At 41.4% G+C, this 21993-nt stretch carries 22 protein-coding genes; 7 read left to right on the forward strand and 15 right to left on the reverse strand.

Going from position 1 to position 21993, the window contains the following annotated elements:
- Nucleotides 1-261: 261 nt before the first annotated feature.
- Nucleotides 262-1254 carry a protein kinase gene (locus DW005_RS09895; RefSeq protein WP_181975019.1) on the forward strand — a complete coding sequence of 331 codons (993 nt, stop codon included), beginning with the start codon at nucleotides 262-264 and terminating at the stop codon, nucleotides 1252-1254.
- A 10-nt stretch (nucleotides 1255-1264) separates the two neighbouring features.
- On the opposite strand, the gene DW005_RS09900 is transcribed toward DW005_RS09895, so the two are convergent.
- Nucleotides 1265-2710 (reverse strand): fibronectin type III domain-containing protein, encoded by a 1446-nt coding sequence (locus tag DW005_RS09900; protein WP_147324433.1) that lies wholly within the window; start codon nucleotides 2708-2710, stop codon nucleotides 1265-1267.
- Between the two features lie 185 nt (nucleotides 2711-2895).
- On the opposite strand from DW005_RS09900, the gene DW005_RS09910 reads away from it, so the two are divergent.
- Nucleotides 2896-3480 (forward strand): class I SAM-dependent methyltransferase, encoded by a 585-nt coding sequence (locus DW005_RS09910; RefSeq protein ID WP_117479184.1) that lies wholly within the window; start codon nucleotides 2896-2898, stop codon nucleotides 3478-3480.
- Here the strand turns inward: DW005_RS09910 and DW005_RS09915 are convergent.
- On the reverse strand, nucleotides 3477-3974 hold the full coding sequence (locus DW005_RS09915) for a hypothetical protein (RefSeq protein ID WP_117479185.1): 498 nt from the start codon (nucleotides 3972-3974) through the stop codon (nucleotides 3477-3479). The genes DW005_RS09910 and DW005_RS09915 overlap by 4 nt on opposite strands.
- A 135-nt stretch (nucleotides 3975-4109) precedes the next feature.
- Here DW005_RS09915 and DW005_RS09920 point away from each other — a divergent pair, with 135 nt between their 5' ends.
- Together DW005_RS09920 and DW005_RS09925 are read left to right on the forward strand one after the other, a co-directional pair.
- Nucleotides 4110-4469 carry a BlaI/MecI/CopY family transcriptional regulator gene (locus DW005_RS09920; protein ID WP_117479186.1) on the forward strand — a complete coding sequence of 120 codons (360 nt, stop codon included), beginning with the start codon at nucleotides 4110-4112 and terminating at the stop codon, nucleotides 4467-4469.
- 15 nt (nucleotides 4470-4484) lie between these two features.
- Complete coding sequence (locus DW005_RS09925; RefSeq protein ID WP_117479187.1) at nucleotides 4485-6539, forward strand: M56 family metallopeptidase; 2055 nt, start codon at nucleotides 4485-4487, stop codon at nucleotides 6537-6539.
- Between the two features lie 75 nt (nucleotides 6540-6614).
- Here the strand turns inward: DW005_RS09925 and DW005_RS09930 are convergent, their stop codons facing one another.
- On the reverse strand, nucleotides 6615-7640 hold the full coding sequence (locus DW005_RS09930; protein ID WP_117479203.1) for a sugar kinase: 1026 nt from the start codon (nucleotides 7638-7640) through the stop codon (nucleotides 6615-6617).
- A gap of 32 nt (nucleotides 7641-7672) precedes the next feature.
- On the reverse strand, nucleotides 7673-8311 hold the full coding sequence (locus tag DW005_RS09935) for a bifunctional 4-hydroxy-2-oxoglutarate aldolase/2-dehydro-3-deoxy-phosphogluconate aldolase (protein WP_022377039.1): 639 nt from the start codon (nucleotides 8309-8311) through the stop codon (nucleotides 7673-7675).
- Nucleotides 8312-8480: 169 nt separating this feature from the next.
- On the opposite strand from DW005_RS09935, the gene DW005_RS09940 reads away from it, so the two are divergent.
- Entirely contained in the window at nucleotides 8481-9224 is a 744-nt protein-coding gene (locus tag DW005_RS09940; protein WP_117479188.1) for an IclR family transcriptional regulator, read from the forward strand.
- Here DW005_RS09940 and DW005_RS09945 read toward each other — a convergent pair.
- From DW005_RS09945 to DW005_RS09960, 4 genes are all read right to left on the reverse strand, one after another.
- On the reverse strand, nucleotides 9214-9852 hold the full coding sequence (locus tag DW005_RS09945) for a hypothetical protein (RefSeq protein WP_117479189.1): 639 nt from the start codon (nucleotides 9850-9852) through the stop codon (nucleotides 9214-9216). The genes DW005_RS09940 and DW005_RS09945 overlap by 11 nt on opposite strands.
- A 33-nt stretch (nucleotides 9853-9885) precedes the next feature.
- Entirely contained in the window at nucleotides 9886-10275 is a 390-nt protein-coding gene (locus tag DW005_RS09950) for an HI0074 family nucleotidyltransferase substrate-binding subunit (RefSeq protein ID WP_117479190.1), read from the reverse strand.
- On the reverse strand, nucleotides 10262-10567 hold the full coding sequence (locus DW005_RS09955) for a nucleotidyltransferase domain-containing protein (protein ID WP_022377035.1): 306 nt from the start codon (nucleotides 10565-10567) through the stop codon (nucleotides 10262-10264). Before DW005_RS09955 ends, DW005_RS09950 begins: the two co-directional genes overlap by 14 nt.
- Before the next feature lie 87 nt (nucleotides 10568-10654).
- The gene (locus DW005_RS09960) at nucleotides 10655-12805 is read right to left on the reverse strand and encodes a M64 family metallopeptidase (RefSeq protein WP_117479191.1); all 2151 of its coding nucleotides are present in this window, start codon (nucleotides 12803-12805) and stop codon (nucleotides 10655-10657) included.
- Nucleotides 12806-13238: 433 nt separating this feature from the next.
- On the opposite strand from DW005_RS09960, the gene DW005_RS09965 reads away from it, so the two are divergent.
- Complete coding sequence (locus DW005_RS09965; protein ID WP_022377833.1) at nucleotides 13239-13697, forward strand: ferritin-like domain-containing protein; 459 nt, start codon at nucleotides 13239-13241, stop codon at nucleotides 13695-13697.
- Nucleotides 13698-14096: 399 nt separating this feature from the next.
- Nucleotides 14097-15155, forward strand: a complete 1059-nt coding sequence (locus DW005_RS09970) for a hypothetical protein (protein ID WP_117479192.1) — start codon at nucleotides 14097-14099, stop codon at nucleotides 15153-15155.
- A 5-nt stretch (nucleotides 15156-15160) separates the two neighbouring features.
- Here DW005_RS09970 and DW005_RS09975 read toward each other — a convergent pair whose 3' ends face one another.
- From DW005_RS09975 to DW005_RS10005, 7 genes are all read right to left on the reverse strand, one after another.
- Nucleotides 15161-15700 (reverse strand): hypothetical protein, encoded by a 540-nt coding sequence (locus tag DW005_RS09975; protein WP_117479193.1) that lies wholly within the window; start codon nucleotides 15698-15700, stop codon nucleotides 15161-15163.
- A gap of 102 nt (nucleotides 15701-15802) precedes the next feature.
- Nucleotides 15803-16387 carry a 5'-deoxynucleotidase gene (yfbR, locus tag DW005_RS09980; RefSeq protein WP_117479194.1) on the reverse strand — a complete coding sequence of 195 codons (585 nt, stop codon included), beginning with the start codon at nucleotides 16385-16387 and terminating at the stop codon, nucleotides 15803-15805.
- 1 nt (nucleotide 16388) lies between these two features.
- Nucleotides 16389-19223, reverse strand: coding sequence for an excinuclease ABC subunit UvrA (gene uvrA, locus DW005_RS09985; RefSeq protein ID WP_117479195.1), 2835 nt, complete (start codon nucleotides 19221-19223; stop codon nucleotides 16389-16391).
- A gap of 25 nt (nucleotides 19224-19248) precedes the next feature.
- Nucleotides 19249-21243 carry an excinuclease ABC subunit UvrB gene (gene uvrB, locus DW005_RS09990; protein ID WP_022377838.1) on the reverse strand — a complete coding sequence of 665 codons (1995 nt, stop codon included), beginning with the start codon at nucleotides 21241-21243 and terminating at the stop codon, nucleotides 19249-19251.
- A gap of 204 nt (nucleotides 21244-21447) precedes the next feature.
- Entirely contained in the window at nucleotides 21448-21576 is a 129-nt protein-coding gene (locus tag DW005_RS14355; protein ID WP_278286517.1) for a hypothetical protein, read from the reverse strand.
- Nucleotides 21573-21800, reverse strand: coding sequence for a hypothetical protein (locus DW005_RS10000; RefSeq protein ID WP_117479197.1), 228 nt, complete (start codon nucleotides 21798-21800; stop codon nucleotides 21573-21575). Before DW005_RS10000 ends, DW005_RS14355 begins: the two co-directional genes overlap by 4 nt.
- A gap of 3 nt (nucleotides 21801-21803) precedes the next feature.
- Nucleotides 21804-21992, reverse strand: a complete 189-nt coding sequence (locus DW005_RS10005; RefSeq protein WP_117479198.1) for a response regulator — start codon at nucleotides 21990-21992, stop codon at nucleotides 21804-21806.
- Nucleotide 21993: the final 1 nt, after the last annotated feature.

Raw genomic sequence — 21993 nt, forward strand, 5'->3', positions numbered from 1 at the left:
TTTAAATACGTCGGTATGTGTTGCAAGAAGTCCGGTGGACTTCTGTTATGCAACGACCGAAGCGGAGCGGAGACCACTTGTAGTTTCAGTGCCCATACCGCTACGCACTCAATTAGTGGGAACGCCCACAAGACGGAAAATTTTTCTACGGAATTACGGAAAACAAAAAAGTGCCAACGAACACTTGACACAAACACATATGAAATAAAAATGGCTTGTACCAAACATTTCTGCTATAATATTCTCAAAGGGGGTTTTATCATGCCATCGGAAAAAGAAAAATTTGTAACCAAACAATATGTCCCTATGGGCGAGCCAATCGTGCAGAATGATCACACGATTATTTACCATGTGAAATGTCTTTGTGAGCCGGGCAAACCGGACGGCATTTTGAAAATGTACCGCCAGCAGAACCGCGAAGCACTTTACAAACGGTTGTATCAGCTTGATTACAGCGAGTGGCCGCACATTTATAATGTGAAATATTTTGATGGAAATACTTTAGTCGTAGAAAAATACTTAGAAGGAAATACTTTAGAAGAACTTCTGAAACAGAACAAAGAAAATAACACTGTTTTTTCCGAAGAAGAAGCCTACCGAATTATGAGTAAACTCTGCGAATGTATTGCAGGATTACTGCGCCCGGATCCGCCAATTATTCATTCCGATATCAAACCAAGTAACATTTTTATCACCTCAGCAGGCGCTGTAAAACTGCTTGATTTTGTCAATGATAAAACACCAAAAAGAAAACACGAAAAGAAACTTATTTCTCTGCTTGGCATGATTTTTCACCGAATGCTTACAGGCAGCGCACCGGCAAACAAAAAATGCACTTACGAAGGACGATACGAATCCGTCATCCGTAAGTGCTTAGAGAAAAATCCTGAGCAGCGCTACCAAAGCATTTCCGAGCTGAAAGAAGACCTCAAAGAGGCAAAAGAACGTGCGCCAAAAAATATTGTTTCAAAAACCGCCGGAATTCCTTATGCGCTGACGTTTCCTTTTCAAGGAGCCATTCTTGCCTTTGAGTGGATTCTTATCTGCTTCTTTTTAAAAAAGGAGCAGACGTCTGCTATGTGTCTGTTTGCTATTGCTTTTTTCATTCATTTTGTACTTTTTTTAGCAAGACGCCATGCATTTTTCCAAAAACGAAACATTCAAATCAGCACCGCACGCAAAGCCCTCCCGCTGCTGATTCTTGCTCTTGTGCTCGCTTTGCTGTCACAGATTGTTCCTTTCTTAATTTTTTAATGAGAACACATTACTCAACCAGTTTACTTTCTTTCATGGCAATTACTCGGTCAACCGGATATTTACAGCTCTTATAATAACTGGATGAAAATAGGGCATATGTGTATGTTCCATACACTGCTGCACCCTTAACCATCGGCGGCATCGTCGTCACTTTCATCGCCGTATTTTTGAGAACCTTTCCATTACTCTTTGGCGAAGCAAAGGACGGTTTATAAGTGCGAAGTTGTGAAATATAACCGCTTTTCGCCTTTTTCGTACGGTAACTTCTCGTCAAAATCATCGTACCTGCTGAGTCAAACGTGATTCCCTGAGTTTTGCTTGGTACATCCATGGTATAAGCCGGTGAAAGAGAAGGCAATGTTGCCTTATTATTAACCTGGTAACCTTTCATCGTCGATGTTGCCTGACGGAATGTTCCAATCCACAACACATTGTTGTAATATCCCATAAAGGACGCTGTTGAATCCAGTGTTGAAATACTTTTGTATGCTGCCAATTCTGTATAAGAAGTTCCCGCATTTACTGCATTTGTCACAACAGAATATGGGAAACTGGCAACCGCCTTTCCTTTAGAAATCCATACATTCGTTCCATCATAGGCAATTCCACCCACTTTTGCTTTACTTGGTAAAACAATGGTTGTAATATATGATTTTGATGAGCGGCTTACAACATAAACCACTGAATTCAGCTCTTTTTTGTAATCATATGCCGTAATGAGGAAATAACTGCCTGCCAAACACAATCCCTGAGGTACCATCGTTGTACAGGAAAATCCGGCAACATTTGTCGTCTTCATGCCCGGTATTGCGAAACTTTTATTATAATTCATGGCACTTCTCATTTTTTTGTATGTCTTATAAGCCGGTGATTTCGTAAACGCAGCCTTTGTGCTGTATTTCTTGGCACCCTTTGATGTCGCTGATACTGCGGCCGTCTTAGCAGAAACCGCTGTGGATAATTTACCTTCAATTTGTGTTCCTGATACTTCACAGTATGCAGCCACACGATAATAATAAGTCGTGTTCTGTGGCAGGGATTTAATCAAATAACTAACTGTATCTGCCCCTTTCACAACTGCTGTCTGCTGATATACGGATTCGGAGGACTTACGAGAATAAATATAATAACCACTCGCTCCTGTCACCTTGTTCCACGAAAGCATAACCCGGTTTGAACCACCTCTTGCCGTCACTGTCGGCGCATCCAATTCATATAATGTCGGATTCACTGTGGCTGTTGCAGCCGGCGTCGCACTTGCTGTTGCAGTCGGCGTCGCACTTGCTGTTGCAGTTGGAGTCGCAATCGAAGCAGCACCTCCGCTAGCTGTCCCCGGGGTACCGGTTCCTCCCTCTTTTTCCGTGTTAGCCGCTGCCTGCACGGGTACCATCGTAACGAAAAGTGCCAATGTAAGACAGCCGGCAATGCATTTCATCCATGTTTTCTTCTTCATGTATGTAGCCTCCCTTAAATTTGATGACCTCACTATAACGCAAGAATTTGTCAGGCAAATGAAAAAACAATGTCACTTTTTTGGCATTATAAAAGAAATGTTGTGATATCGAAAAAAATCCGCTATACTCAAAAAGAAAAATTTGTTTTAACGGCGTTACCGATTATAAGAAATGAGGATATACAATGACAGATAAAGATTTATGCATAGAAACCGAAGAAATACAGACCGACGGCAAAGATACCTATTACTGCCATCGTTACGAACCAACACCTTATGAAGTTTTAGATGAGTTATTCACCTTTTACACACCGAATAAAACAGATGTCTTCGTTGACTACGGATGCGGCATGGGACGTTTGAACTTTTATATAGAAAAGAGGTATTCTCTATGTTCTACAGGCGTAGAGTATTCGCCCGTTTATTATGATAAAGCTCTGGAAAACAAAAAAACATATAACGGAAGCAAAGACAAGATACACTTCGTAAATTGTAAAGCCGAAGATTATCTTGTCTCAAAAGAAGAAACTGTTTTTTACTTCTTTAATCCGTTTTCACCGGAAATTTTTCACGGTGTTATTAACCGTATCTTGGATTCGTTTGAAAAATATCCAAGAACCATCACACTCATTCTCTACTATCCGGAAGATGACACTGTTTTTTATTTGGAGCGTCATACAACATTTGAGAGGATAGATGAAATTGCTGCCTCTGACGCCGTTTACAAAGACCGTAGAGAGCGATTTTGCCTTTATCGGATTACTATCTAGGAATCTGCCCCTTCTGCCGGACTGCAGTAACGCTCCCAAGACGCTTCCGATTTTTCAAACACAACACAGAACCAGTATGTGTCAACTTCCTCTTCGTCTTCTTCCTGCGGCACATCAATGCCAAACTCGGCACTTTTTCTGCCATCAATTTCACCGAGAACAACCGTAAACACCGTTCCTTTTTCAAAACGGGATACTACCGATTCCACCGCCGGTTCCGGCACATCTTCATCCAGAATTTCTCTTTGCAGATTTCCATCCGCATCATAATATTTCATACCCTCTTTTACAAGACGCTTCATCTGCGCCTGTAAAAGCGTAAGCGTTATTTCTCCACAATACATATCCTGAAATCTGCCATTCTGCGAATTTCCAGCTTTTACAGTGGCACCACCAAAAGTAAATGTCACCTCATCCTCGCTCATCTGAAAAGAAACAATCGGCGAATCATCAAATGACAACTGCTCGAATTCATCTACACATCGAAACTTCATATTACTTTCCTCCATTTATTATCTGCCTTTTAGTATACCCAATTTTTTCTCACTTGACAAGTTGGTTTATATGTTATAAACTTAATTTAGTTTATAGTTTATAAACCAACAAAATAATAAAGGGGGATAATTTTTATGAAAGGAACTGTTATGTCGGAGAGTGAATTATCATTTGCCCGCATTGTATGGGAAAATGCACCACTTCCTTCCGGTGAACTGGTAACTCGCTGCAACGAAGAACTCGGATGGAAAAAACCGACCACTTACACCGTTTTGAGAAATCTCTGTCAGGCGGGTATTTTTGAAAATAAACAAGCCATGGTTTCTGTACTTGTTTCCGAAGAAGATTATTTGGCAAGAGAAAGTGAGCAAATCGTAAATGAGCGTTTCGGCGGTTCTATTTCACATTTTGTCACTGCTTTTGCCACAAAAACAAAATTAGATAAAGAACAGATTCAGGCCTTACAGGATTTTATTGACCACTGTGAAGAATAGGATGGGAGGAGTTTTATGGATTTGTCATCATTTTTAACCTTTCTTGGTGAGCGCACTTTTTTTGTCAGTATTACGATTTTAGTATTACTTGCCATCCGTCCTCTGGCAAAAAAGCTGCCTAGAAACGGCATGTATTTTCTGTGGGTCATTTTAGTACTCCGCATATTGTGTCCGGTAAACTTTACCGGCATTTACCACCTGCTGCCTGCTGCCAATGCCACGAACGCCCAAATAAAACAGGAACTTTCCTTTGGCGGTGCCATGAACCAATACCGCCTAAGTCCGGTGCAGCAAAAACGGTTTCAAAGCAAGCAGCAAACCGAACCATCCGTTCTGACACATTCGCTCCCTGAAAAACAACCAGAAGAAATCCGGGACTTTTCTCTTTCGGATAAACTTCCCGCCTTTCTATTTATTTTGTGGCTTAGCGGGGTTTTTGTCTGTGTCTTTCATCTTTTTTATTCTTATTATAGGGATAAAAAAATGTTAAAAACGGCGGTAAAAACAAAAAACTGCTGCTATATCCATTCGGGACTTGATACGCCATTTGTCTTTGGCTTTTTCAAACCACGCATTTATATACCGGAAAACACAAAAAACAGCGCTTATAAATTTTTGCTCGCTCACGAAAAATATCATATCCGCCGTCAGGATTTCCGTATCAAGCCAATTGCCTTCTTTGCCTTTTCGCTGCTGTGGTTTAATCCTCTTGGCTGGGTTGCCTGGCATCTGATGCAGAAGGACATGGAAATTTCGTGCGATGAAGCAGTCATTAAACAGATGCCTTTTGAAGAACGAAAAGCTTATTCGCATCTACTGTTGCAAATGGCAGCCGCCAAAAGCCGCCCTCTTTGCACCAATGCAGCGTTTGGCGCTGATATTATTGAAGAAAGGATTTTGCATATTATGAAATTCAAAAAACCAACAAAACTTATCACATGCTTTACCGTAATCGCGGTTTTTCTGTGTGCCTGCGGTGTCGGCTCGACGCCGGTTACAAAGGAAGAGAGCTCTACCAATGCTCCTTCTCAAAAATCGCCCGACGTATTTGTAGAGAATGCCATCAACTGCCCGCAGATGGATGACAACAATTACGTTTATTATTACAGCAGACTTATGTTGAATCCAAAGAAAAATCTCGTGTGGCTTGGCTCCAAATACAACAAAAACTCTTATGAATTTGTCTCTTACATGATGTTTGAGAAAAAGGAAAATTCATTTGAAGAGGTCGAAACAAATTGGAGTGACACATTAAACGAAACAATGAAAAACAGAAGCGGCTACATATATGATTCCTGGTACGCCTCCGATGAATCCCTTTATGTCGTAATCATGGAAACAAGCATGAACCCTCTTATTTATAATGCGAACCAGGAAAAATATAAAAAACAGTATGAAGAGCTGAATCCACTGTTATTCCACATTTCAAAAGATGGGAAAACAGCAAGAGAAATCGATTTATCCGCTCTCGCCTCACCAAACGGAGAAAAAAATAAAGACCTGGCAGTTGCTTTTATCCCTCTTTCGGACGGCCGCTATTTAGTAAATTCATTATCCGACGACACCCCGGAAAAAGGATTGGTATTTGCAGAATCTACGGATACCGTTGTTAAAAAAATGTCGAATCGTATCCGGGGCAATGCAATTTCCTCAATTCAGACCGGAAATGATTTTCTCTGTTATGTTGCCTATCAAGGAAATGAGGACCTTGTCACTGTAGAAGTGCAGGATTACAACGAAAAGAATAAATACTCTCTCGATTGTTCGGCAGCCTGTGATAATGGCACTGCATCCTATGCAAATTGCCATTTTGCACTTGGTGTATGGGAGGATGAAATTCTTCTTGTTTCAAAAAAAGGAGTATTTCGTGCTGAATATGGCGACAAAGCCTTTACAAAGGTTACTGATTTTAAAACAGATAACATCTACTACCTTACCTTGGACCGCTACCAGATTGATCGACTCGCCATGTGGGTCACAGGCGAAAATTCTTTCTATCTTCTTCTTAATCCGACAGATAACGAGAAGACAAGTGACTACAAAATCGGTTATTACACCAAAGGAAAATAAACATGACAAAGGGAGCAGTAAATCTGCTCCCTTTGTCTTTATACATTATTATATAGGAAAATCAAAAAGTAATTATTATCTCTGTACACGACCGGAGCCATCGCCACCAGCCAGTTTCAAAACTTCATCCATGGAAACCATGTTGTAATCTCCTTCGATGGAGTGTTTCAAACAAGACGCAGCTACAGCAAACTCGATTGTTTCCTGTGGACCATACTCGTTCAAGCAGGCACAAATCAAACCGCCGCCAAAGCTGTCGCCACCGCCTACACGATCAACAATATGCATTTTATATTTCTTGCTGAAGTAATAATCTTTTCCATCATACAACATAGCGGACCAATTATTATCATTTGCAGAAATGGACTCACGGAGAGTAATTGCAACTTTCTCAAATCCAAAACGGTCTGCCAACTGTTTGGCAACATCTTTGTAACCCTCACGGTTTACTGTACCTGTTGTAACATCTGTACCTTTGGAAGTAATACCAAATACATCTGCGGCATCCTCTTCATTAGCGATACATACATCAACATACTGGCAAAGTTCAGCCATCACCTTACCTGCTTTTTCTTTACTCCACAATTTATTGCGGTAGTTCAAATCACAGGAAATCGTAACACCTGCTTCTTTTGCAGCTTTACAAGCCTCTAAACAAATCTCAGCAACTTCATCATTCAGTGCAGGAGTAATTCCGGTAAAATGGAACCACGAAACACCTTCAAAAATCTTTTTCCAGTCAAAATCTGATTTAGAAGCTGTTGCAATGGAAGAACCTGCACGGTCATAAATAACTTTGGATGGTCTCTGGGAAGCACCTTTTTCCAAATAGTAAATACCGACACGGTCACCACCGCGCACAATATCTGTTGTGTCAACACCATATTTTCTCAAAGAATTTACAGCAGCCTGACCAATCTCATGTGCAGGAAGTTTTGAAACAAATTTTGCATCCAAACCATAGTTTGCAAGGGAAACTGCAACGTTTGCCTCACCACCGCCAAAAGTTGCACCAAGTGTATCTGCCTGTACAAAACGATAATATCCTTCCGGTGCCAGTCTCAACATCAATTCACCAAATGTAACTACTTTCTTTGCCATTTTCATTCATCCTCCAAAATTCTTTTTAATAATTAACCGCGGATTTTCTTTACCAATGCGGCTGCATCAGCGGTCATTTTCTGAATCTCATCAAATTTACCGGCTTTTACCAAATCACCTTTTACCATCCAGCTTCCGCCGCATGCTAAAATACGGTCATACTCAAGGTACTCTTCTACATTGTTCAAATTAATACCACCGGTTGGCATAAACTGAAGCATTGTATAAGGAGCTGCAACTGCCTTAATCATCTTCAAACCGCCTGCCGGCTCAGCAGGGAAGAATTTTACGACGTCAAGTCCCATCTCAATCGCCTGCTCCATCTCACTTGGTGTCTGTGTACCAGGTGTAACCGGAATGTCACGGTCGATACAATACTTTACAACTTTCGGATTAAATCCAGGACTTACAATAAATTTAGCACCGGCAGCAACTGCACGGTCTACCTGCTCAGTTGTCAAAACTGTTCCTGCACCAACAAGCATTTCCGGATACTTCTCAGAAATGATACGAATCGACTCTTCAGCTGCTTCGGTACGGAATGTAACCTCTGCACAAGGAAGTCCGCCCTCGCACAATGCTTTTGCCAATGGCTCTGCATCCTTTGCGTCATCAAGTACAACAACCGGAACAATACCAATTTTTTTGATTTCTTCTAAAACCTTGTTCATAATAGCCTCCATTTTTATCTTTACTTTTTTTGTATCATATGATATTCTACTATTGTTCCACATTGTGAAACGGTATTTCACATCGTGAACCATGATTTTATTATACTGCATTTCTTCTTATTGTCAACAAAAAAGCAGTAAAATATAAAGAAACAAAGGGAGAATTTTTATGGAATCCAAAAATCCAATTCAGGTTGCTGATAAATTATTTCTTGTTCTGGAAACACTTGCAAAGACCGGTCCGATTGGACTGTCGGATTTATGCCGAGAAGTTTCTTTGAACAAAACAACCGTGCACCGCCTGTTAAATTCACTTCTTTACATGGGATATGTGCGGCAGGACACGCAAACATCCCGCTACAGCTTAAGTTTTAAAATATGGGATATTGCAAACCAATTTGTCTCAAAAATTGATATTGTGGAAGAGGCTCGCCCAAGCCTTCGGGAACTCGCAGCGAAAACCGGCGAAACCGTCCATCTCGTGCAGATTGATGGGATTCATGCGATTTATATCGCCAAGGAAGAATCCGAAAATTCCGTGCGGCTAGTGTCTATGGTCGGCAAACGAATTCCACTCTACTGCTCCGGTGTCGGAAAAGCCCTGCTTGCCGATATGTCAAATGACGAAATCAAAAGCATCTGGGACAAGAGCAACAAAACGCCACTGACAGAGCATACTATCACGGATTTTTCAAAATTTATGCAAGAAATTGAAGAAACCAGAAAACGCGGCTATGCTATGGATAATGAAGAATATGAATTGGGCGTGCGATGCATCGCTGCAAGTATAAAACACGGTGAACAGAAGCCGCAATACGCATTTAGTATTTCAGCTCCCATTCACCGCATGGACGAAAAACGTATGAAAGAAATCGCCGAGTATGCACTCGCAATGAAAAAAATCAATCTTTAACGCGAACCGATGGGTTCAATGCAAAGACAAACAGAAGTGCCTGAACTGCTAACAGCGTGTTCAGCACTTTTTTCATTAGATTATAAAAGGTATCTAATGTAAGTGTAATATCTGCCGCACTCAAAAGTCTTATGGCTTCAACCATTTCAAAGCCAAAACTAAGCACTAAGAGAACACCGGCACAAAATGTCAGCGCCTTATTACCCCAGTTCTGATAATACAGGAAAAAGATAATCAAACAGATTAACTCAATCGCACCCAATATCATAAAACTTAATGGGTCTCCATTATCTCCGCGGTAATGAATCGGTATGTAAATTAAATTATCCACTGCTAACAAAAGCATCATCGCAAATCCAAGGATAATATTTTTATCTGCTCCATTTCCCTGCGCAATTTTGTGCACACCAAAAGCAAACATCAGTGCCGCCACAAAGGCAAATGGCGTAATCAGCAAAAACAAAATGACAACCGGCATCGATACATCATAATTGCTATAGTATTCACTTAACAAAAGAATTGCCTGCACCAACGTAAACGCTCCCAGGAAAAAAGTAATCAGCGTCAATACACGCACCGGCATTCCCCATTTTTTATCCTGCAATGTAATTGTGTGGTTTTCGTTCATCTAAATCCCTCCTGCATAAATATATTTTTAATTTTATAACCAGTTTTTCTGTATCTCATTAACTAGTTCTACAAACATATCGTAGTATTTTGTTTTAACCTGACGTATAATATCTAATGCAATCGCCTGATTATATGCATGTGCAACATTATTTCTTGATGTAAGTGCACTTAACCATAATTCTTCGTCTGCTATCATTCCCGCTTTATATGCCGTTTTCAGTACTGTACGCGGAGAACCTGTCGCTCCCTCTGCGTAACCGTGATATGTTAAAATCTCTTTCATTGCTTTCCATGCTTGTTCAAAACATATCTCATACAAGCCAACCATCCCTGTCATTTCCACATTTCCATATGGTGCCTGATAAGAATAAATGTCCTTTAAATTATGAATGGCAGCCTGCAAATTATCAAACTTTTTCATATATCACCATTCCCTCCCGTTTTATGGAGTCCAGCAATTCTGCCTGAATCGGTTTATCCAAATCCAGCACGTCAAACTGTAACAAAGTTGGAGTTTCTTCGTCCACCGCTAAAATAAACTGACTGCTATTGCCTCCATAAAACGCCAAATCTATATCACTTCGTTCTTTATAATCTCCCCTGGCACGCGAACCAAAAAGAATTAACTTTTTTACATCATTTTCCTTCGCCAGCCTAATTATTTCCTGTAAAACGTTTTGTTTGATACCTGTCTTCTCAGATAACTGCATCATTTTAACAATCTCCTATGCGTAATATTCTTTCGAAAACACCTTAACAATTATTATACACTAATTTACATTATAAAAAAACAATTAATTTTATTTACGAGTATAATAAGTAACCAAAACACCTTTTTTTACTTGCAGATAAACATTTTTCTTCATCCGTTTGTTTACTTTTTTTATTTTTTTCAAACTCATGGTAACTCTTGTTTTTCCTCTATCCCATTGCACACTTTTTACTTTTTTTGCAGCCAAAAACCTGATGGTTGACTTATCAAGCTTCAAAGTAATGTTTTTCTTTGATTTGCTTTTCAGCCTGACCGTAATATTCTTTCTTTGTCTGCCTGCCTTTTTCAATGCCTTTTTAACTGCTTTTTTGACAGAACGGCTGACATTTGAAGTATTTTTGCTGCCTGTTACTTTTACCACGACTACAATATTTGTCGTTTTTTTCAAGCCCTTCTTCTGCTTTATTGGAGTTGCACTAGGTGCCATTGTTGGCGTCACCGTCGGCGCTTCACTGGGCGTTATTGTCGGGGTCGCCGTTGGCACCACGCTAGGCGTAACTGTTGGTGTCGCTGTTGGTGTCACTGTTGGCACCACACTAGGCGTAACTGTTGGCGTCACCGTCGGTGCTTCAGTAGGCGTTATTGTCGGAGTCGCCGTTGGCACCGCACTAGGCGTAACTGTTGGTGTCGCTGTTGGCACCGCACTAGGCGTAACTGTTGGTGTCATCGTTGGCGTTTCCTCCGGCTGATCGGACTTTACCTGATAGTAATATGTAATATTGGTATCCGCCTCTGTCACTTTCAATTCATCTTGATTCAGGCTGTTTCCAGCCAAAATATATCCAGACAATTCCGGATTTCGCAGTATATAGGTAGAATTTTTCGGTACATACACAGTTGCCGTATCTGCACAAGGAAGCAAGGTACTTGTCCCGTCTGCATTCTTTACCTGATAATGAATGTTAACTCTGCTCCATTCCTGCTCCGCCGTTTTATCCGTTGCCAACACTTCTCCCGTATCCACATTGATAACTTTTCCATCCAGCCTATCACCATTTGACAAGCCATACACATCCGAAAACACAATAGAAAGTGATTCTCTTGCCTCATCCGGATTGTATGAATTACTGAGTGCCGGAATCGTGTAAGTCTTTTCTTCCTGATACTTAACTGTTTTACCATCGGCTCCAATAATCTGAAAGCTCATTTTCAAATGCTGCTCTCTGTTTACCAGATTTTGTACCACGGTGCGAAATTCCAAATCCGTATTGTTTGCCTTTGTTATATTTTTCTCGCTGATTCTATATTTTTCACTATCCCGGTCTAATGTTCCCGTTTTACTGTGCGGAATTGAAATTTCAGGATTACTGACATAAATTTCTGCCGGCTTACTGACATAATCCGTATTATTTAACTTCCTTGCCAATTCCATTTTACACACTTCACAAAAAGGCTGTCCCAGCCATCTCATCATACATTCGCGGCTCGGTGCAAATGCCGTTTCCGTTCCTGCCATTGTGACGCCAATTCCTCGAAATCCAAGCATTTTACTCCATTTAATCGTATCCGGATTCGAGGTATCCGAAGTATTTGGTTTATTCGTGTATCTCTCGTACTCATCCCCCAATCCACCAATACTATGAGCTGTTTCATGTGCCATAACCATCCCATCTTCATTGTCCTCTGAATTAGTGGAAAATGAAAACAAGGAATTTACTGAAGCACCATAACTGCCCTCTGAATTACACAGCACATGAATAGTTGCAACATTAGCCCCCCTGTCCAGATAATTTTGCTCCAAATCTTGTCTTAGTTCTTTTGCCTTCTCATCCCCACCATTTGAAAAGCCAGCTGCTTTTCCATAGACTTTAACGTGAAAATAAGTATCTGCATTCTTGCCCCCATACACACTAATTCCGGACTCGTTAGATACAGCCTGCACTGCATATATATTTATGTGGTCAGAATACTCTTTATACGGAGACCATCTTAACATTCCCTGTGCTTTCTGCTTCGCATCCTGTAAAAATTTGTCCTGTTCATCTGCCGTGTAGCCATCTCCCATAATTACAATGACAAAATTTTCTTTATCATCACCTGTCTTATGAATCACATGAACCGGGAAAATAGTTTTCGGTGTTTCCTCATCTTTCGCTTCTGCTGTATGAAGTGAAAACAAGGAAAATAATAGTGCCATACAAATTAACACTGCTTCCCACCGTCTCATGATTTTTTTCATTTGAACACCTCTTCCTATGTATAATTTCAAAACGAAACTGTATGATCTTATTATATCTGTTTATTTCCATGCTTTCAACTAAATTTACACAAGGGTTTGTGTAAAGGGTTCGTTGGCACTTTTTCTGTTTTCAGTAATTCCGTAGAAAAGCTTTGCGTCTCGTGGGCACTCTCGCTCGTTGAGTGCGTAGCGGTATGGGCACTGAAACTACCAGTGCCACATACCGACGTACTCAAACCCACGAGTCGCAAAGTTTTTCTACGGAATTACTGAAATCCAAAGGAACCAGCAGCGAACATTTGTCACAAACCCGTCATTCCAAACTCAGTTTTTCTTATTTTTACTGGTAAAATTCATCCTTTAATATCACAATCAGTCATGAATATTTTTTCATCCTTTGTGCATACTAACAGAGGAAATGGAGGTAATTACGATGCAATTAACAGAACAGGAAACCAACGTAATCAAAGATTTACAGACACAGGAGAAAGCATGTGTTGACAAATACCGCTTTTATGAGCAGTCTGCCCATGACGAAGAACTAAAAAACTTATTTCACCGCATTGGTGATGAGGAGCAGGAACATTTTGACTCCTTAGGCATGGTGCTCAAGGGTGATGTACCAAATGTAAGTGCCGCCCGCAGCGGTATGGAGGGATACACGCCTTCCGAAAGTTACGCAGCAGGTAACAACTCCGAAGAGAAAAAACATGACCAATTTTTATGTACCGACTGTATTGCAACAGAAAAACTCGTTTCATCCACCTATAATGATGATGTTTTCCGTTTTTCTGCCAGCAATATCCGAAGACTCTTAAATCACATCCAGACAGAAGAACAAAATCACGCAGAGATGATTTACAAATACAAAACGGCAAACAATATGGCATAGCCTGTCATAATTTCCCCTCGCTGCGCATACAATGATACAAGGGTACCAAAGTCCAAACTCGTTCATGCTTGCATGATAAGAGATTGGACCTTGGTACCCGCCAAACATGAGAAAGTAGCGATTTATGCAATAAATCCGCGGATTTCGAATGTTTGCAGGATTGCGAAAGTTGTGAAACAACGGAGCAATCCGTATCATTGTTTGCAATTCAGCAAGGCACAAAGTCCAGACTCGTTCATGCTTGCATGATAAGAGATTGGACCTTGGTACCCGCCAAACATGAGAAAGTAGCGATTTATGCAATAAATCTGCGGATTTCGAATGTTTGCAGGATTGCGGAAGTTGTGAAACAACGGAGCAATCCGTATCATTGTTTGCAATTCAGCAAGGAGGAATATTATGATACAAATTTTCAAAAGAAACAAGAAAATCACAAAACTATTTTTGTTACTGTTTTTTTTATGCTGCACTGCTTTTCTTCTTATTTTTTACATAGAATCGGACAAGCCCATAACAAAGAAAAAGCAAACGGCAGCAAAAACAACTGCGGACAAACCAACATCCATTTCTTATTGTGTGACTTCTCTTTCTGATGAAGAAGAATCGACATTGGTTTATCATCCGACGGAACGTGTTTTGTCTCAGTTTATTCGCAAAAAAAATCAATATATCCGAAATATCTGGGATGAAAAATCCGGTTGGACGACTAACGTAGAATCATGGAAAATAAAGAAATCCGAAACACTAGAGCATTTTTCGTATAATACGAATGGGGCTCTCTATGCCTGCAAAAAGAAATGGTCAAAAGGCAAATTAGCAAAGCAATCCATTGTCTGTCTGCGAAATAACGGCAACATAAAAAATATAAATCTCATCCACTTAAACAACAAACAAAATACGGATGAAATCAAAGATATCCGGTGTAATGGCACTTCCATCGCCATCACCTATCAATACGGAAATGTAACAATATACAATTTATTAGAACGACTGGCATTTGGCGGCAGTTCCATAAGCGGTATGCCGGGGGAAAATATTTTTTATGATTTGCATTATTTAACAATTGAAACAAAAAAAACGACCGAAGAAATTTATCTGCGCGACTATGATATCCGCTCCGGTGAGGTCACACACACATTTCCACTGGGCAGTTTTGCACAAAAAAAAGAGGATTTCCACATCACAAATCTTGGAAATACTCTTTATGTTCTGACACCTCGTGGCTTATTTCGCGGAGAATGCGAAAGCAGTTCCCTGCAAAAACTGCTTGCATTCCGCGAATTACAATTACCACCGCAAAGCAACATTTTAACCATGTTTTCCGGTTCTGCCGATTCTCTCTACCTCGTTATCAAAGAAGCAGACGGCAGCAAATCCATTCGGCTTATTCATCTTCCAAGCCAAAATCTTTCAGACCAAAATCATCCCGAGTCAAATCATGCTACACAAAAGGTCTGACATGGCTATTTACCGGAAGAAGTGTCCTGCGAATTTTGTCCGGGCTGCCCCATGGCAGACATATCGGAAACGGTAATACTTGTTGCCTTCTCACCATCTGTCTCCACACTGACCATCTCTCCCGGATTAATTTCACTTACCGAGATTTCCGTACTTTCCTCACCGGATTTCTTATATATCTTGGTATCGCTGTCAATCTGGTAAGTCTTTGACTCACCTTTCTTTTTGCCACCATCCTTCGCATCTGCCGGTGGGGTTCCCTCCGGTTTCTTGCCATCATTATCCTGCTGCATACCAGCCGGTGGGGTTCCCTGCGGTTTATTCCCCTCGATTCCGGCAGCTCCTCCACTTGCTGCTTCCGGCTTTTTGTCATCCTGCTTATCCATAACTTCCATCACTATCTGCGTGTCTGAAACACTTGTCACACGCCCCATTACTGCATTTGTTGAACTCTCACTATCCTTTGAGCTACATCCGGAAATGTTCATAGCCGCCAAACACAAAATCAGACTGGTGCCTATTGCTCGAATCTTCTTTCCTTCCATATGTAACCTCCACTTCATATACAAATGATTTATTGTTATGGTCACATTGTATCGAAAGGAAATGGTCACTCTGTGTTTAGTCTGTGTAAAATGTGTGACCGATTATTTTGCCTGCAATTCGTCCAGTGTCAAATCATAGGCAGGCAGAAAATCCTGCATAAACACTTCAACTTCTTCCATATTCATATCATGCAGTGCTTTTTTCGTTGTTTCGTATGCCGTCTTAAATTCCTGATTGCCGGAATTTAATTCCTGCTTACATTTAATCAGTGCAGATAACTTATCTGCCGCTTTCACAAGACGCCACTCATATGCTTTGTCCTCCTGCGGGAAAAACAATTTCTCATAATGCTTTTTCATATAATCCGGCAGTTTATCCACCATCTTTTTACTCGCAACATACTCCACCCGTTTATAAGCTTCTTTGATATCATCATCATAATACTTGACAGGCGTAGGCATGTCTCCGGTAATGATTTCATTCGCATCGTGATACATTCCCATGAGAGCAATTCCATTGAAATCCACGTGTTTTCCACATTTCTCATTGGCTATGAGTGAAAGTCCGTGCGCTAACATCGCAACTTCCAGCGAGTGTTCACTAATATTTTCCTGAATAGAATTTCGCATAAGTGCCCATCGCTCAATATTTTTCATGCGCGCCATCATCGCAAAAAATGAATACATCCTAATTCTCCTTCAACATCTTTTTCATATAGTAACCCGTATAGGATTCTTCGCAGTTTGCCACCTGTTCCGGCGTTCCCTGCGTAACAACCGTGCCGCCGCGGTCACCGCCTTCCGGTCCCATGTCAACGATATAATCTGCCGTCTTAATCACATCCAGATTGTGTTCAATAACAACCACAGAGTTACCGCCTTCAGTCAGCCGCTGCAAGATTTCAATCAACTTATGAACATCCGCAAAATGAAGTCCTGTCGTCGGCTCGTCCAAAATATAAATGGTCCGTCCGGTACTTCTCTTACTCAATTCTGTCGCAAGCTTGATGCGCTGAGCCTCACCACCGGACAACGTAGTCGATGGCTGCCCTAATTTGACATATGACAATCCCACATCATACAACGTCTGAATCTTGCGGTGAATCGTCGGAATATTTCGGAAAAATTCAAGGGCATCTTCTACCGTCATATCTAACACATCGTAAATACTTTTTCCCTTATACTTAACATCCAGTGTCTCACGATTATACCGCTTTCCGCCACAAACTTCGCAAGGGACATAAATATCCGGAAGGAAGTTCATCTCAATTTTCAATATACCGTCACCACTGCATGCTTCACAACGGCCGCCCTTCACATTAAAACTAAAACGTCCTTTCTTGTATCCTTTTGCTTTCGCATCCGGTGTCGAAGCAAATAAATCTCGTATCATATCAAATACACCGGTATAAGTTGCCGGGTTTGAACGAGGGGTTCGTCCAATCGGAGACTGGTCAATATTAATTACCTTATCTAACTGCTCCACGCCTTCAATTCCTTTATGCTTTCCCGGGATACAGCGAGCCCGGTTTAATGTGCGGGTCAGACTCTTACACAAAATTTCATTCACAAGAGAACTCTTTCCGGAACCGGATACACCGGTCACGCAGGTCATTACCCCCAGAGGAATCTTGACATTAATATTTTTCAAATTATTTTCGCTGGCACCTTTTACTTTCAGATAACCTGTTGGTTTGCGTCTCTTTGCTGGCACAGGAATCTGCTTTTTCCCACTTAAATAAGCACCTGTAATCGACTCCGGCACTTTCATCAAATCTTCTGCCGTACCGCACGCAACCACGTGTCCGCCATTTTTTCCTGCTCCCGGTCCGATGTCCACAATATAATCCGCCTCACGCATGGTATCCTCATCATGTTCCACGACAATCAGCGTATTACCAAGGTCACGAAGTTTCTTTAACGTAGCAATCAACCGGTCATTATCCCGCTGATGCAGACCAATACTCGGCTCATCCAAAATATAAGCCACACCGACAAGTCCCGAACCAATCTGTGTCGCCAGGCGGATTCGCTGTGCCTCTCCGCCGGAAAGTGTAGCCGTCGCACGCGCCAGTGATAAATAATCAAGACCAACATCTACCAAAAATCCCAGACGCGAACGAATTTCCTTTAACACAAGACGCCCAATCTGCTTTTGTCTGTCGGTCAATGTCAATTCATCCATAAATTTCTTCAAATCTATAATGGAATATTCACTAATTTCTGCAATGTTTTTATCCCCAACCGTAACCGCAAGGGATTCTTTTTTCAACCGCTTGCCGCCGCAGACATGGCAGGGCGTAATCTGCATAAATGACTCATATTCCTGCTTCGTAGTCTCCGAACCGGTCTCACGATACCGCTTCTGTAAATTACCAAGCAGTCCCTCAAACGCAATATTATAAACACCGTGTCCATGTCTGCCGGTATAATGAACTTCCACACGCTGACCGCCGGTACCATACCAGATTAAGTCATGAACATCCTCCGGATATTCCCCATATGGTGTATCTAAATCAAATCCATAAAACTCTGCCATCGCATCCAAAATTGCACGACTGTAGCTATCCGGATTTACCACAGACTGCCATCCCGGTGCTGCAATCGCTCCCTGTGCAATACTAAGCGTCTTATCCGGAATAATCAAATCCTCATCAAACTCCATCCGGTAACCGATTCCATGACATTCAGGGCACGCACCAAATGGATTGTTAAACGAAAAACTGCGTGGCTCAATTTCATCTACACTAATTCCACAGTCCGGACAGGAAAAACTCTGACTGAAAGAAATTTTTTCTCCTCCAATCACATCGACAACCAATAAACCATCGGCTAACTTAAGCACCGTTTCAATAGAATCGGTCATTCGTTTTTCAATTCCTTCGCGAATAGAAAGTCGGTCCACTACAATTTCAATGTTGTGTTTTTTATTTTTCTCTAACTTGATTTCTTCATCCAGCGAATACAAATTACCATCCACGACAACGCGCACATAACCGCTGCGCTTTGCCTTGTCTAATACTTTTACATGCTCTCCTTTGCGGCCACGCACAACCGGGGCAAGCAGCATAATTTTCGTACGCTCCGGCAACTTCATAATTTCATCCACCATCTGGTCTACCGACTGTTTTTGGATTTCCTTGCCACACTTCGGGCAATGAGGAATTCCAATTCTGGCATATAAAAGACGGAAATAATCATAAATTTCCGTAACCGTACCAACCGTAGAACGTGGATTACGATTCGTCGATTTCTGGTCAATCGAAATTGCCGGTGGAAGCCCTTCTAAACTCTCAACATCCGGCTTCTCCATCTGACCTAAAAACTGTCTGGCATAAGAAGATAATGACTCCATATATCTTCTCTGTCCTTCGGCGTAAATGGTGTCAAACGCTAACGATGACTTTCCGGAACCGCTTAAACCGGTCAACACCACAAATTTATCTCTTGGAATATCCAAATCAATATTTTGAAGATTATGCTCTTTGGCACCTCGTATCCGTATTTCTCGCTTTGTATCCATACTAACCTCCATCGCTTTTTTGCTTCTAAAGTTCACTGCGGATTTCCTCTAAATGCTTTTTATATTCAATCATCCGGTCACGCAGTTTGGCAGCCTTTTCAAAATTCAACTCAGCCGCTGCCTGATTCATCTGTTTCATCATCTTAGCAATATGACGCTGCAATTCCTCAAAACTCATGGATTCCGGATCTTTCTCTTCTTCCGTAATATCCGTACCTGCTTTCTTTGAAATACGGATTCGATCGCGCACCGCCTTCTGAATTGTCTTTGGCACAATGCCGTGTTCTTCATTATATTCTTTTTGTATCTTGCGACGCCGCTCGGTTTCATCAATTGCCTTACGCATGGAATCGGTAATCTTATCTGCATACATAATAACATGTCCTTCCGAGTTTCGTGCCGCACGTCCAATCGTCTGAATCAAAGAAGTCTCCGAACGTAAGAAACCTTCTTTGTCCGCATCCAGAATCGCTACCAACTGAATCTCCGGAATATCAAGCCCCTCTCGCAATAGGTTAATTCCGACTAAGACATCAAACACATCCAGACGCATATCGCGGATAATTTCTGAACGCTCCAGTGTATCAATATCCGAATGCAGATACCGCACGCGCACCCCGACTTCTTTTAAGTATTTTGTTAAATCCTCTGCCATTCGTTTTGTCAGCGTCGTAACGAGAACCTTTCCCTTCTTCTCGGTAACCTTTCGAATCTCTCCGAGTAAATCATCCACCTGTCCTTTAACCGGTCTTACATCAAGTTCCGGATCCAACAGCCCCGTCGGACGAATAATCTGCTCGGTACGAAGCAGCTCATGCTCTGTCTCATACGTCGAAGGCGTTGCCGAAACAAACATCATCTGATTAATATGCCCCTCAAATTCCTCAAAGTTCAGAGGGCGGTTACTTTTGGCAGAAGGCAGGCGAAATCCATATTCTACAAGTGTAGATTTCCTCGACTGGTCCCCGGCAAACATCCCGCCAATCTGTGGAATCGTAATATGCGACTCGTCCACAATAATCAAAAAATCATCAGGAAAATAATCCATCAAAGTCATCGGCGTTTCCATCGGCTGTAACCCATTTAAATGCATGGAATAATTCTCAATGCCGGAACAAAAACCGGTCTCCCGTAACATCTCAACATCAAAATGTGTCCTCTCAGAAATCCGCTGCGCCTCAATCAATTTATCCTCACTCTTAAAATACTTCACGCGCTCATCCAGTTCTTTTTCAATTCCCGCAATCGCACGCTCCATCTTATCCGGTGCCACTACATAATGGGATGCCGGAAAAACAACCATATGCTCTAAATCGGCCGTCGCCTCTCCGGTCACAACATCAATTTCCTGAATCCTGTCCACTTCATCTCCAAAGAACTCAACCCGAATCGCACGGTCACTTGCCGATGCCGGAAAAATCTCAACTACATCACCACGCACACGGAACGTGCCACGATGAAAATCCATATCATTCCGCGTGTACTGAATATCAATCAGACGCCGAATCACTTCATCCCTATCCTTTTCCATGCCCGGACGCAGAGAGACCGTCATATTTTGATAATCGATTGGACTACCCAGTCCATAAATGCAGGAAACACTCGCAATAATAACCACATCACTGCGCTCAGTCAGTGCCGCTGTCGCCGAGTGGCGCAGTTTATCAATTTCGTCATTGATTGCCGAATCCTTTTCTATATAAGTATCCGTTGAAGGCACATAGGCTTCCGGCTGGTAATAATCATAGTATGACACAAAATATTCTACCGCATTCTCCGGGAAAAATTCTTTAAATTCTCCATACAGCTGTGCCGCCAGTGTCTTATTATGCGCAATCACAAGCGTCGGCTTATTCAATTTTTCAATCACATTTGCCATTGTAAAAGTTTTACCGGAACCGGTAACACCAAGAAGGGTCTGAAACTGATTTCCTTCCTGAAAGCCTTTCACAAGAGCATCAATCGCCTGCGGCTGGTCACCGGTCGGCTGATATTCGGAATGTAATACGAAATGGTCCATCGTTTATTTGTCCACCTCCGTCTGGATGAATTGGTATAACAACATAGGGAACAAATCATATGATTCATTCCCTATCGATAGGTCGTTCACTACTCGTGATACAAGTATAGCACATTGAAAAATGTATTGCAACGAAAAAAATGAACATTTGTTCGTTTTCTTAATTTCCCCTCCCTTAAAATTTTCTGCTAACTGTTCCATACTTTAAAAGTCTTCTGTAACATCATTAATAAATACATAATAGACATCCCCATACATCTCTGTATGCACAAACCGCCCATAGTCAAGCACTGTCTTCACCGTACCATCCTTATATATAATGCGGTATTTCACCCGGTCAACGCATCCATTTCCAGCTCCGAAATCATATCTTCACTTTCCGTCATATGAATAATATTTTCCACACGCATTTTTACAAGTAATGGACTGTACGGCTTAACAATAAAATCCGAAACACCCAGTTTTAAACATTCTTTTTCATCCTCTTCACCATCTAATACTGTCGTAACCAAAATCGGTATTCTGTTGTAATCAGAATTGTTTTCAACGTGTTTCAAAAACTAAAAACCATTCATAACCGGCATCTGAATGTCTAATAAAATCGCCGATATGCTTTGAGCCTCTTTCTCTAATATATCCAGTCCATGCTGCCCATTTGCAGCCGTCAGCACTACATAGTCCTCCTGCAATATTTCTAAAAGGAACTGTCTGTTTATTTCATCATCTTCAATTAAAAGAAGTGTTTTCATT

Origin of the sequence: Clostridium sp. AF36-4 (assembly GCF_003435975.1) — a bacterium.
GTDB lineage: Bacteria > Bacillota > Clostridia > Lachnospirales > Lachnospiraceae > Eubacterium_F.